Origin of the sequence: Janthinobacterium sp. Ant5-2-1, from assembly GCF_001445815.1 — a bacterium.
In the GTDB taxonomy this organism is placed as follows: Bacteria; Pseudomonadota; Gammaproteobacteria; order Burkholderiales; family Burkholderiaceae_D; genus Janthinobacterium; species Janthinobacterium lividum_E.
In genome coordinates, this window is the sequence record NZ_LNCE01000010.1 from 129,047 (window position 1) to 142,170 (window position 13,124).

Annotated in this window: 9 protein-coding genes; 4 read left to right on the forward strand and 5 right to left on the reverse strand. The window is 63.9% G+C overall.

The annotated features are described in order from the left end of the window. The gene (locus ASN89_RS03300) at positions 1-348 is read left to right on the forward strand and encodes a hypothetical protein (RefSeq protein WP_152988426.1); all 348 of its coding nucleotides are present in this window, start codon (positions 1-3) and stop codon (positions 346-348) included. On the opposite strand, the gene ASN89_RS03305 is transcribed toward ASN89_RS03300, so the two are convergent. The 5 genes from ASN89_RS03305 to ASN89_RS03325 form a co-directional block, all read right to left on the reverse strand. Then, positions 345-533 (reverse strand): helix-turn-helix domain-containing protein, encoded by a 189-nt coding sequence (locus ASN89_RS03305; protein ID WP_034746472.1) that lies wholly within the window; start codon positions 531-533, stop codon positions 345-347. The two genes, ASN89_RS03300 and ASN89_RS03305, sit on opposite strands and share 4 nt — an antisense overlap. 190 nt (positions 534-723) lie before the next feature. After that, on the reverse strand, positions 724-3,078 hold the full coding sequence (gene parC, locus ASN89_RS03310; protein WP_058048264.1) for a DNA topoisomerase IV subunit A: 2,355 nt from the start codon (positions 3,076-3,078) through the stop codon (positions 724-726). 48 nt (positions 3,079-3,126) lie between these two features. After that, positions 3,127-4,950, reverse strand: a complete 1,824-nt coding sequence (locus ASN89_RS03315) for a J domain-containing protein (protein WP_152988427.1) — start codon at positions 4,948-4,950, stop codon at positions 3,127-3,129. A gap of 12 nt (positions 4,951-4,962) precedes the next feature. Continuing rightward, positions 4,963-6,672, reverse strand: a complete 1,710-nt coding sequence (locus ASN89_RS03320) for a molecular chaperone HscC (protein ID WP_046684267.1) — start codon at positions 6,670-6,672, stop codon at positions 4,963-4,965. Next, positions 6,672-8,669, reverse strand: a complete 1,998-nt coding sequence (locus tag ASN89_RS03325) for a DNA topoisomerase IV subunit B (protein WP_058048266.1) — start codon at positions 8,667-8,669, stop codon at positions 6,672-6,674. Before ASN89_RS03325 ends, ASN89_RS03320 begins: the two co-directional genes overlap by 1 nt. 462 nt (positions 8,670-9,131) lie before the next feature. On the opposite strand from ASN89_RS03325, the gene kdpF reads away from it, so the two are divergent. Genes kdpF through kdpB form a run of 3 tightly spaced genes read left to right on the forward strand, consistent with a single transcriptional unit; the run spans position 9,132 to position 13,114 of the window. After that, positions 9,132-9,221 carry a K(+)-transporting ATPase subunit F gene (kdpF, locus tag ASN89_RS03330; RefSeq protein WP_058048267.1) on the forward strand — a complete coding sequence of 30 codons (90 nt, stop codon included), beginning with the start codon at positions 9,132-9,134 and terminating at the stop codon, positions 9,219-9,221. Beyond that, the gene (gene kdpA, locus ASN89_RS03335) at positions 9,221-11,026 is read left to right on the forward strand and encodes a potassium-transporting ATPase subunit KdpA (protein ID WP_058048268.1); all 1,806 of its coding nucleotides are present in this window, start codon (positions 9,221-9,223) and stop codon (positions 11,024-11,026) included. The genes kdpF and kdpA overlap by 1 nt, the downstream gene beginning before the upstream one ends. A 9-nt stretch (positions 11,027-11,035) precedes the next feature. Continuing rightward, positions 11,036-13,114, forward strand: a complete 2,079-nt coding sequence (gene kdpB, locus ASN89_RS03340) for a potassium-transporting ATPase subunit KdpB (RefSeq protein WP_058048269.1) — start codon at positions 11,036-11,038, stop codon at positions 13,112-13,114. Positions 13,115-13,124 lie beyond the last annotated feature (10 nt).

The following is a 13,124-nucleotide window of genomic DNA, read 5'->3' on the forward strand; positions in this document are numbered from 1 at the left end:
ATGCATGGCATGACAACGGCACTGCCCAGCGGTAGCTGGACGCACTCGTTCGAGGAGGATGCGGACGGCATCGAGGTGTACCGGCCCACGGCCACGTTCGCCTTTCCTCCCAGCCGCAAGGGGCGCAAGGTGCTGGAATTCGGCGCGCCCGCCGGCGCCATGGCGCAAGGGGCTGCGACCTTGACGTCGATGGCGCCCGGCCCCGACGACCGGCCCCGCGCCGGCCCCGTGTCCCGGCTGGTGCCCCTGGGCATGGGCCGCTATGCGCTCGGTGATGGCGCCGGCGCGCAAGACGTGATCGACATCGTCGAAGCGACGCCCGAGGTGCTGCGCCTGTCGCGGCGCTAAGGCTGGCCGCGCAGCTTGTGCGCGAGCGCCGTGCGGTTGCCCACGTCCAGTTTCTGGTAAATCGCATGCAGCTGGTTGCGCACGGTGGCCGGCGACTTCCCCAGTTCCCTGGCGATGCTTTTATACGGCAAGCCTTCGGCCGCCATGGCAGCCACCAGCCGCTCGGCCGGGGTCAAACGCTGCATGGCGCCGTGCCTGAAAATTGACTTGTCATCGCTGTTCTCCTGTCCGGGGGCGGCATGCCGGTGACATGCCTGCAGGGATAACGGGGACGCGGCGCGTATTTGTAAAACTATTTGTAAAACTATTTTTCCCGCGGTGATGGGCGAAAAAAAAGACAGGCGAACCTGTCTTTTTTGTATGGCGCGATGCCGGTCAGCCGATGGCTGCCATGGACACAGGTTTCAGCTTGGCCGCCAGCGCCTTGCCTTTCTTCGAACGCTTGCCGAAGTGGTCGGCCAGGGCCGTGGCGCCCAGCGATGCATCCTGCGGTTTCGACGCCCGGCCGATGCCCGAGACCACCACGCCGCGCTGCGTGATCGGTTGCACGGCCAGCAGCTTGTCCTTGGTATCGAGGTCGATCAGCTTGACGCCGGTGCCGCCCTTGGAGAGGGTCTTCATCTCATCGAGGCCGAACACCAGCAGACGCGCGCCTTCCGTCAGGCAGGCCAGGGCGCTGGCTGTCTCGGCGATGACCTTCGGTTCGAGCGGCACGTCGCCGTCGTCCAGGGTGATGAAGGCCTTGCCGCCTTTCAGACGGCTCGTCATGTCGCCCGCCTTGGCGATGAAGCCGTAGCCGGCGCTCGACGCCAGCAGCAAATTGGTGGCGCCATTGCCCGCAAAGTAGTGCAAGATGCGCACGGCGTTGCCCGGGGTGCCGCCGCTCAGGTCGCACAAGGTCGTGATCGGCACGCCGTCGCCGCGCGCGTTGGGCAGCGCCGAGACGGGAACCGAGTAAATCTTGCCGTTGTTGCCAAAGCCCAGCAGGGTGTCGACCGTGCGGCACTCGAAGGCGCCATGCAGGCTGTCGCCCGCCTTGAAGGTGAACTGCGCCGCATCGTGGCCGATGCCGGTACGCGCGCGCACCCAGCCTTTTTCCGAAATGATGACGGTGACCGGTTCATCGACGACCTTCTGTTCGGCCACTGCTTTCTGCGCTTCCTCGATCAGGGTGCGGCGCGCGTCGCCGAACTGCTTGGCGTCCGCTTCGATTTCGCGGATGATGGCGCGCTTCATCGAGCCCGGGTTGTCGAGCAGGTCTTGCAGCGATTTTTCTTCCTTGCGCAGCTCGGCCAGCTCCTGCTGGATCTTGATCGTTTCCAGGCGCGCCAGCTGGCGCAAACGGATTTCCAGGATGTCGTCGGCCTGGCGTTCGGACAGATTGAACGCGTCGATCAGGGCCGCCTTCGGTTCATCCGAATTGCGGATGATCTGGATCACCTTGTCGATATTGAGCAGGATCGCTTCGCGCCCTTCCAGGATATGGATGCGGTCCTTGACCTTGCCCAGTTTGTAGCCGGTGCGGCGCGTGACGGTTTCGAAGCGGAAGTCGATCCACTCGCGCAGGATGTCGCCCAGGCCTTTCTGGCGTGGACGGCCGTCGCCGCCTATCATCACCAGGTTGATCGACGTCGACGATTCCAGCGAGGTGTGCGCCAGCAGCATCAGCATGAATTCCGTCTGGTCCTGGTTCTTCGACTTCGGCTCGAACACGAGGCGCACGGGCGCGGCGCGGCCCGATTCGTCGCGGATGGTGTCGAGCGAATTGAGGATCAGCGCCTTCAGGGCCACCTGGTCCGGCGACAGCGCCTTCTTGCCCAGCTTGATCTTCGGATTCGTCAGTTCTTCGATTTCTTCCAGCACTTTTTGCGACGAGGTGCCAGGCGGCAGTTCCGTCACGACGGCTTGCCACTGGCCGCGCGCCAGTTCCTCGATCTTCCAGCGCGCGCGCACCTTCATGCTGCCACGGCCGCTCGCGTACATGTCCTGGATCTGCGACGGCGGCGTGATGATCTGGCCGCCGCCGGGGAAGTCCGGGCCGGGAATGATGGCCATCAGCTCGGCGTGCGTCATCTTCGGATCGCGGATCATGGCGACGGCCGCTTTCGCCACTTCCGCCAGGTTGTGCGACGGGATTTCCGTCGCCAGGCCCACGGCAATGCCGGAGGCGCCGTTCAGCAGCACCATCGGCAGGCGCGCCGGCAGCAGCTTCGGTTCTTCCGTCGAGCCGTCGTAGTTGGGCTGGAAGTCCACCGTGCCCATGCCGATTTCATCCATCAGCAGCTTGGCGATCGGCGTCAGACGCGCTTCCGTGTAACGCATGGCCGCCGCGCCGTCGCCGTCGCGCGAGCCGAAGTTGCCCTGGCCATCGATCAGCGGGTAGCGCAGCGAGAAATCCTGCGCCATGCGCACCAGCGCGTCGTACACGGACTGGTCGCCGTGCGGATGCAATTTACCGAGCACGTCGCCGACCACGGCCGCCGATTTGCGGGGCTTCGCGGTGGAATTGAGACCCAGCTCGTTCATCGCATACAGGATGCGGCGCTGCACGGGCTTCTGGCCGTCGCAGACGTCGGGCAGGGCGCGGCCCTTCACGACGGAGATGGCGTAATCGAGATAGGCGCGCTCGGCAAAGGTGGACAGGGTCAGCGCTTCGCCGTCGAATACCGGTTCATCCGGCTCGATCGGCTCAGGCTGGGCATCGTCAAATAAATTGGTTTGTGTGGACATGGCGCTTGTTTCGGTGTTGAGTGGTTGCGGTTGAATTCGTGGGGCTGATTATGACAGCCGGGATTTGGAAAAGGACTTGCCGTACGTCAGATACATATAGCGCAAGGTCAGATACAGCACGGCCAGGGCCAGCTCGACGCTGTGATGCATCACGGGCATGGCGCGGATGGCGGGGGCATGGCCGGCCAGCACGACGCTGGCGAGGGACGGCACCAGCACGACCGGCCAGATCGTCTTCCATTTGAAATCGGTGGGGGAAAACAGCAAGCCGGCGCACGACCAGGCATACAGCGCGGCGCCGACGAGGGCGGCCGGCAACTGCTGCACATACAGCAAGGACAGCAAGCCCGCACAGCCGATCAGCCATGCGGCGCGCAGGCGGGGCAAGAGCGATTCGCGCCAGCCGCAATCGCCATACAGGCCGGTGGCGCAGCGCAAGGCCAGGGCCGCCAGGCAAAACATCAGCGGCATGGCATCGCCGATGGCCAGCGCCGACGGGCCTTTGCCGCTCATGAACATGGCCGCGAACAGCGATAGGCCCAGACACAGGAGCAGCAGCATGCCATGCAGCAGCTGGCGGTTCATCGCATACGCGAGCAGGGCGGACGCGCACAAGCCGGCGGCGGTGACGAGGCGCATGCTGTCGCTGCGCTCGGGCAGGAACAGCAGCAGTGTCAGCACGAGGTAGGGCGCGATCCAGCCCAGTTGCCGCAAGCCGGGCCGCTGCCACAGCACGGGCAGGCGGTTCTGCAGCGATTCTTGCAGCATGTCGAGTTGCGCAAACAGGGGCGCCGGCCAGCGCAAGGCATGCATGGCCAGCAGGGCAAAGGCCAGCGCCTGGAAGCCCAGCAGGCTGGCATAGGCGGCCGTGTCGCCGAGCTTGAAGCCGGCCGCATCGAGCACGCCCGCGAGCATGAAGTGCAGCACGAAACCGAGGCCGCCCGAGGCCAGCGCCGTCTGCTTGAAGTAGCGCTTGGCATGGACGGCGTGTTCCCATCGTTCGAACAGGTCCGTATCGAGGTTGTAAGCGAGCATCTCGCCGTGCTGCCAGCGTATCGCATGCAGCAGTTCGCGCAGTTGCAGCGTGAATTTTTGGTCGAACAGCTGGCGCGCGTAGGCCGAAGGCGGCTGTTGCGACATGATGCAGTCCAGGCCTGGGTAGCTGTCGCGGTTGTCGCTGAAATGGGCGAACGAGCGGTCGGCCCGGTAGCGCTGCACTGCGCTGCGCACCAGATCCCCATGGCTGCGCGCCAGGTAGGAAAAATCGCGGTCCCAGCCCAGTTGCTCGAACAGGGCCTGGCGCAGCGACAGGTCATAGCCGGCGCTGGCGCAGTAGCGCAGCGCGCATAGCTCGAATTCCTCGCGTACGTCGAGGTTGAGCATGGCGTCGTCATGCAGGATGCCGGCCAGTACCTCGCTGCCATCCGCGTGCCGCGACTGTTCCAGGAATGCCTGCCACAGGCTGGCCGCTTCCTGCGCCGGATCGATGGCGACCACGCCCCATAGTTCCGGCGGCGGTGCGGGCTCCTGGGCAATGACGCCCCACAGTTCCGCAGGCGCCTCCTGCGCTTCCTGCGCGGGTTCGTCGATGACGCCCCACAGCTCGGCCGGTTCCATGGGCGGCGCTTCTGGCGCTGCCGCTTTGGCTTCGACTTCGGCTTCGGCCGCTTGCGCTTCCGGGAACTCCTCGGCAAACAGGTGGGCATGGCGCAGCGCGTATTCATACGCGTCGCGCAGTTCCTGGAAGGCGGCCGGATCGTCCTCGGGACGCGTCACCTTCAGGCGCTTCGCATACGCGCGCTTGAGGGCGCGCTCGTCGCCGGTCGGCTCCGTGCCCAGGATTGCCCACAGGCTGCGCTGTCCGTTGTCCATGCCGCCGTCCATTTACAGGAAGCTCTCGCTCTCGACCTGGCGCAACACGTCATCCAATGCCTGGCGCGCCTTGCGGATGGTGTTCGGGTCCTGCGTTTCCAGCGCGGCCTGGAAGTTGGCCGTGTGCGCCGCCAGGTACTGGCGCACGTCGCCCAGAGACTGTTCGTACAGGCGGTCGGCGCGCGTGACCAAGGTACGGTTTTCCAGCTGCTCGCGCGGGTGGATCTTCAGGTCGGCCAATTCCGCAAAGCGCTGCTCGATCTGTTCCGGCGTCATCACGCCCGCGTTGTCGCTGATGATCATCTTGTGGCGTTCCTGCGTGGCCAGCACCGTCACTTCCGCTTCCAGCACGCCGCTGATGTCATAGGTGAAGCGCACGTCGATGCCGATCTCGCCCGCCTTTTTCGCGGGGATCGGAAAGCTGATCTTGCCGAGGAAAACATTGTCGGCCACCAGGCGCGATTCGCCCTGGAAGATCGCCACGTTGATTTCCTTCTGGTTGTCGTGGATGGTGGTGATGTTTTCCGTGCGCGAGACGGGCACCACGGAATTGCGCTCGATGATGGGCAGGTAATGCCCGCCTTCATACTGGTTCGCGCCGACCTGGCGCGAAATGGAAATGCCCAGCGAGTACGGCGCCACGTCCGTCATGACCACTTCGTCGAGGGCCGCGTCGCGCATTTTCAGGCCCGCCTGCACGGCGGCGCCCAGCGCCACGGCTTCGTCCGGGTCCAGGTGAATGGCGGGGAAGCGGCCGAACATGCGCGAGACGAGCTTGCGCACCAGCGGCATGCGCGTGGCGCCGCCGGCCAGCACCACTTCATTCAATTCCGCGGCGCGGATGGTGGCGTCGCGCAGCGCCCGTTCCACGGGCAGGCGCAGGCGGGCCAGCAGCGGCTCGCACAATTGCGCCAGCTTGTCTTCGCCGATCTCCCAGCTGTACTCCCTGTCCTGGTAGCGCGTGGCCATGCGCACGGACGGCTGCTCCGACAGCAAACGCTTGACGCGCTCGGCCTCATCGCGCAGCAGCTGCTGCTGGCGCGGGTCGAGCAGGCGGCTGCCGACGGCGTCGCGCAAGCCGCTGCCTTCCATGAAAGCGTCGACCAGCACGGTAACGAAGTCTTCGCCGCCCAGAAAATTGTCGCCGGCCGAGGCGCGCACTTCCATCACGCCTTCGAACAGCTCCAGGATCGACACGTCGAAGGTGCCGCCGCCCAGGTCGAAGACGAGGAATTTGCTTTCCTGTTCCTTGTCGCGGATGCCGTAGGCCAGCGCGGCGGCCGTTGGTTCGTTCAGCAACCGCTCCACGCGCAAGCCCGCCAGTTGGCCGGCGATGCGCGTGGCCTTGCGCTGCGCATCGCTGAAATACGCGGGCACGGTGATGATGGCTTCCTCGACCTTGTGGCCGAGGAAGGCTTCGGCATCTTCCTTCAGCGCGCGCAGCACCATCGACGACAGCTCTTCCGGACGGAATTGCTGCGTGCCGAGGGTGATCTTCTTTTCACTGCCCATGTAGCGCTTGAAGACGGCCGCCGTCAGTTGCGGGTGCGTCTGCAGGCGTTCGCGCGCGGCGCGGCCCACCAGTACGGTGCCGTCGTCATCGATGCTGACGCACGATGGCGTCAGGTGTTCACCGAGCGCATTCGGGATGATGGAAGCCTTGCCGTCGCGCCAGATGGCGACCAGGCTGTTGGTGGTGCCCAGGTCGATGCCGATGATCATCAGATATCCGCCTCCGCCTCATTGCCGTGTTCCTCGATCCAGGCGCGGCGTCCGGCCGCTTCGCCCTTGCCCATCAACATATTGAAGCGCGAGGCCGAGGCCATGTGGTCGACTTCACCGAGCGTGACGGGCAGCAAACGGCGCGTGTCCGGGTTCATCGTCGTTTCCCACAGCTGTTCGGCGTTCATCTCGCCCAGGCCCTTGAAGCGCGAGATCGACCAGGCGCCCTGTTTCACGCCTTCCTTGCGCAGCTTGTCCTCGATGGCCACCAGTTCTCCGTCGTCGAGCGCATAGATCTTCTGCATCGGCTTCTTGCCGCGTGCCGGCGCGTCCACGCGGTACAAGGGCGGGCGGGCGATGCAGATGTGGCCCTTGTTGATCAGGACGGGGAAGTGCTTGAAGAACAAGGTCAGCAGCAGTACCTGGATGTGCGAGCCGTCCACGTCAGCATCGGACAGGATGCAGATCTTGCCGTAGCGCAGGCCGGACAGGTCGGGTGTATCGCCCACGCTGTGCGGATCGACGCCGATGGCCACGGCGATGTCGTGGATCTCGTTATTGGCGAACAGGCGGTCGCGGTCCGTTTCCCACGAGTTCAAGACCTTGCCGCGCAGGGGCAAAATCGCCTGGAACTCCTTGTCGCGGCCCATCTTGGCCGAACCGCCCGCCGAGTCGCCCTCGACGAGGAACAGTTCATTGCGCGTGATGTCCGACGATTCGCAGTCGGTCAGCTTGCCGGGAAGGACGGCGACGCCCGAGGATTTTTTCTTTTCCACTTTTTGCAGCGAGCGCTGGCGCGACTGCGCCTGCTTGATCACGAGTTCGGCCAGCTTCTTGCCGTAATCGACGTGCTGGTTCAGCCACAGTTCCAGCGGCGGCTTGGTGAAGGTCGAGACGAGGCGCACGGCGTCGCGCGAGTTCAGGCGCTCCTTGATCTGGCCCTGGAATTGCGGGTCCAGCACCTTGGCCGACAACACGAACGAGGCGCGCGCGAACACGTCTTCCGGCAGCAGCTTCACGCCTTTCGGCAGCAGCGAGTGCATTTCGACGAAGTTTTTCACGGCGCCGAACAGGCCGTCGCGCAAGCCCGATTCGTGCGTGCCGCCATTCGAGGTGGGGATCAGGTTGACATACGATTCGCGCACGATGGCGCCTTCTTCCGTCCATGCCACCACCCAGGCCGCGCCTTCGCCTTCGGCAAAGCCTTCCGAGTCCGGGCCCGCGTATTGCGCGCCTTCGAACAGGGGAATCAGGGTTTCGCCATTTGATACCTGCGCCAGCGTTTCGGTCAGGTAGCCGCGCAAGCCTTCCGCGTACTGCCAGGTCTGCGTGTCGCCCGTCTTCGCGTTGGTCAAGGTGACGGTCACGCCCGGCAGCAGCACGGCTTTCGAGCGCAGCAGGCGTTGCAGCTCCGTTTGCGAGATGTTGGGCGAATCAAAATATTTTGCATCGGGCCAGGCCGTGACGCGCGTGCCGGACTTCTTGCCGTCGCGCGGGGCGGGGCGGGAATTCAATGGCTCGATCACGTCCCCATTCGCAAACACCATGTGGTGCAAGCCGTTGCCGTCGCTTTCCTTGCGCCAGACGGTGATTTCCAGGCGCGTGGACAGCGCATTGGTGACGGACACGCCGACGCCGTGCAGACCGCCCGAGAACGCGTAGGCGCCGCCCGAACCCTTGTCGAACTTGCCGCCCGCGTGCAGCCGTGTAAACACGATTTCCACCGTCGGCACACCTTCTTCCGGGTGCAGGCCGACGGGAATGCCGCGGCCATTGTCTTCGACGGTGATGCTGCCATCCGTGTTTTGCGTGACGGCGATATGCGTGCAATGACCGCCCAACGCCTCGTCGGAGGCATTGTCGATCACTTCCTGAATGATGTGCAGCGGATTTTCAGTGCGGGTGTACATCCCCGGGCGCTGCTTGACGGGTTCCAGTCCTTTCAGGACACGGATGGATGATTCGCTGTAGTCGGATGCTGGTTTTTTAGTGGCCATACGTGTTCAAGCTAAGTAAAGACAGTGGTTGGAACGCCAGGCCAGGGCACTGCGGGCGCAATGACAGCGGCGGCGATAACTGTATGAATATACAGTATATCCCGTCCAGCGTCACTGGGGGAGGGCAGTGCGGCAGGCTTGGCGTCCTTGTGCGGACGCTCGCGCATTCTATCTTGATCGGCGGGCAATAGCGCTACTCCAAGGCAACAACAGTGCGCCGCGCGCGTGCTTTTGCGCCAATTGTGATGGATTTTATGCGGTAAAGCCGCCGTTTTTACATCTTGTTTACAGCCGCCTCCCCAGTCTTTACGAATTTTTTAGACCCTTTTGGCTAATCTGCTCACTATCAAAACAAACCTGTGTGAGGGTGGGAATGGATCTCGTGTATCTCGGCTTGATTGCCGTGTTTTTCGTCCTGGCGGCCGGCTTTGCCGTCGCCTGCGACAAATTAGGGAGCGTCAAATGAACGCGTTTTATGTGCTGGGTGCCGTTGTCTCGGCTTGCCTGCTCGTGTACCTGCTGGTGGCGCTGCTGAAGGCGGAGGAACTGTGATGACGACGCAATCGATACTCTTATTGGTGGCCTTCCTGGCCGTGCTGCTGGCCGCCGGCTATCCGCTGGGCCTGTACATGGCCAAGGTGGCCGGCGATGCGCCCGTGCGCGGCCTTGGCTGGCTGCAAAAGCTGGAAAACCTGCTGTACCGCTGGTCCGGCCTGCCCGCCGACAAGGCCATGGGCTGGAAAAGCTATGCCATCGCCCTGATTGTCTTCAATACCGTGGGCGCCGTCTTCGTCTACGGCCTGCAGCGCCTGCAGGGCTTCCTGCCCTTGAATCCGCAGGGACTTGGCGCCGTCAGCCCCGATTCCTCGTTCAATACCACCGTCAGCTTCGTCGCCAACACCAACTGGCAGGGCTACGGCGGCGAACAGACCATGAGCTACCTGACCCAGATGCTGGGCATGGCATGCCAGAACTTCTTTTCGGCGGCCACCGGCATCGCCGTGATCTTCGCGTTGGTGCGCGGCTTCGCCTCGCGCTCGGGCAAATCGATCGGCAATTTCTGGGTCGACCTGGTGCGCTCGACCCTGTACATCCTGCTGCCGCTGTCGCTGGCCCTGTCCATCGTCTTCATGGGCGAAGGCATGATTCAGAATTTTTCCGCCTACAAGGAAGTGACCCTGCTCGACCACGTGTCGTATGAAACGCCGAAAATGACGGCAGACGGCCAGCCCGTGCTGGATGCGGCCGGCAAGCCCGTGATGGAAGCGCAAGTGGCGACGACGCAGACGATCGCCATGGGCCCTGTCGCATCGCAGGAATCGATCAAGCTGCTGGGCACGAATGGCGGCGGCTTCTTCAACGCCAATTCCTCGCACCCGTATGAAAACCCCACCGTGCTGTCGAACTTCCTGCAGATGCTGGCCATCTTCCTCATTCCCGCCGGCCTGTGCTTCACCTTCGGCAGCATGGTGGGCGACATGCGCCAGGGTTGGGCCGTGCTGGCCGCCATGACCCTGATCTTTGTCGTCATGACGGCCGGCGTGATGAGCGCCGAGCAGCAAGCCAATCCGGCCCTGCAAACGCTGGGCGTGGACCAGCAGGCCAGCAGCCTGCAATCGGGCGGCAACATGGAAGGCAAGGAAACGCGTTTCGGCATCAGCTCCTCGACCCTGTTCGCGGCGGTGACGACGGCTGCGTCGTGCGGCGCCGTCAACTCCATGCACGACTCCTACATGCCACTGGGCGGCATGGTGCCGCTGCTGCTGATGCAGTTCGGCGAAGTGATTTTCGGCGGCGTGGGCACGGGCCTGTACGGCATGCTGATGTTCGCCATCCTGGCCGTCTTCATCGCCGGCCTGATGATAGGCCGCACGCCTGAATACCTGGGCAAGAAAATCCAGGCCTATGAAATGAAGATGGTCTCGCTGGCCATCCTGATTACGCCAGCCCTGGTCTTGACGGGTACGGCGATCGCCGTGATGGTCGAACCGGGCAAGATTGGCGTGGCCAATCCGGGCGCGCATGGTTTCTCGGAAATCCTGTACGCCTTCACGTCGGCGGCCAACAACAACGGCAGCGCGTTTGCCGGCCTGTCCGCCAACACGCCGTTCTATAACGTGATGCTGGCGATCGCCATGTGGTTCGGCCGCTTCGGCGTGATCGTGCCCGTGCTGGCGGTGGCCGGTTCGCTGGCGGCCAAGCAGCGCCTGTCGGCCAATGCCGGCACCATGCCCACGCACGGCCCCATGTTCATCGGCCTGCTGATCGGCGTCGTCGTGCTCGTCGGCGTGCTCAATTACGTTCCCGCGCTGGCCCTGGGCCCGATCGTCGAACACCTGCAACTTTTTACAAAATAAGAGGCTACCATGTCACGCACAAGCCTGACCTTGTTTGATTCCGCACTGATTGGCCCCGCCATCGTCGATGCGTTCAAAAAACTCGACCCTCGCACGCAGTGGCGCAGCCCCGTGATGTTCGTCGTCTACGTGGGCAGCATCATCACGACCCTGCTGGCCATCCAAGCCCTCAATGGCCAGGGTGAAGCGCCGTTCGGCTTCATCGTTGCCGTCGCCGTGTGGCTATGGTTTACCGTGCTGTTCGCGAACTTCGCCGAAGCGCTGGCCGAAGGCCGCAGCAAGGCGCAGGCGGCATCGCTGCGCGCCCTCAAGCAGACGGTGATGGCAAAGAAAATGCAAACGCCGAAATACGGTACCTCCTGGCTGCCCACGCCGGCGACCGACCTGCGCAAGGGCATGACGGTGCTGGTCGAAGCCGGCGACGTGATTCCCGCCGACGGCGAAGTGACGGCCGGTGTGGCCTCCGTCGATGAAAGCGCCATCACGGGCGAATCGGCGCCCGTCATCCGCGAATCGGGCGGCGATTTTTCCGCCGTCACGGGCGGCACCCGCGTGCTGTCGGACTGGCTGCTGGTGCGCGTCTCCGTCAATCCTGGCGAAGCCTTCATCGACCGCATGATTGCCATGGTCGAAGGCGCCAAGCGCCAGAAGACGCCGAACGAAATCGCCCTGACGATTCTGCTCGTCGCCCTGTCGATCGTCTTCCTGATCGTCACTGTGACCCTGCTGCCGTATTCGCTGTTTTCCGTGGCGGCGGCCGGCACTGGCACGCCCGTGACGATCACGGTGCTGATCGCGCTGCTCGTGTGCCTGATTCCAACCACCATCGGCGGTCTGTTGTCCGCCATCGGCGTGGCCGGCATGAGCCGCATGATGCAGGCCAATGTGATCGCCACGTCGGGTCGCGCCGTGGAAGCGGCCGGCGACGTGGACGTGCTGCTGCTCGATAAAACGGGCACCATCACACTGGGCAACCGCCAGGCGTCGAGCTTCGTGCCGGCGCCCGGCGTGACGGAGCAGCAGCTGGCCGATGCGGCGCAGCTGGCCTCCCTGGCCGATGAAACGCCGGAAGGGCGTAGCATCGTCGTGCTGGCCAAGCAGAAGTTCAATATCCGCGAACGCGAAATGGCCAGCCTGCACGCCACCTTCGTGCCTTTCACGGCGCAAACGCGCATGAGCGGCGTGGATATCCCGGGCGAGCAGCAGGTGCGCCAGTTGCGCAAGGGCGCGGCCGATTCCATGAAAAAGTACGTGGAAGCGCTGGGCCAGCCGTATCCGGCCGAGGTGGGGCGCGCCGTCGACGATATCGCGCGCCGCGGCAGCACGCCGCTGGTGGTGGTCGACGACGGCCGCGTGATGGGCGCCGTGGAGCTGAAGGATATCGTCAAGGGCGGCATCAAGGAACGCTTCGCGGAATTGCGCCGCATGGGCATCAAGACCGTCATGATCACGGGCGACAACAAGCTGACGGCCGCCGCCATTGCGGCCGAAGCGGGCGTGGACGATTTCCTTGCCGAGGCGACGCCGGAAGACAAGCTGAAACTGATCCGCAGCTACCAGGCCGAAGGCCGCCTGGTGGCGATGACGGGCGACGGCACCAACGACGCCCCGGCGCTGGCGCAGGCCGACGTGGCCGTGGCCATGAACTCGGGCACGCAGGCGGCAAAGGAGGCGGGCAATATGGTCGACCTCGATTCGAACCCGACCAAGCTGCTGGAAATCGTTGAAATCGGCAAGCAGATGCTGATGACGCGCGGTTCGCTGACGACGTTCTCGATTTCGAACGACATCGCCAAGTACTTCGCCATCATCCCGGCCGCCTTCGTGGGTACCTATCCACAGTTAAAGGCGCTGGACATCATGCATTTGGCCAGCCCCGCCTCGGCCATCATGTCGGCCGTGATCTTCAATGCATTGATCATCGTCGTGCTCATTCCGCTGGCGCTCAAAGGCGTGCAATACCGGGCCATCGGCGCGGCCAGCCTGTTGCGCCGCAACCTGCTGATCTATGGCCTGGGCGGCATCGTCCTGCCCTTCATCGGCATCAAGCTGATCGACATGCTGCTGTCCGCACTCAATTTAGTCTAAAGGAACCATC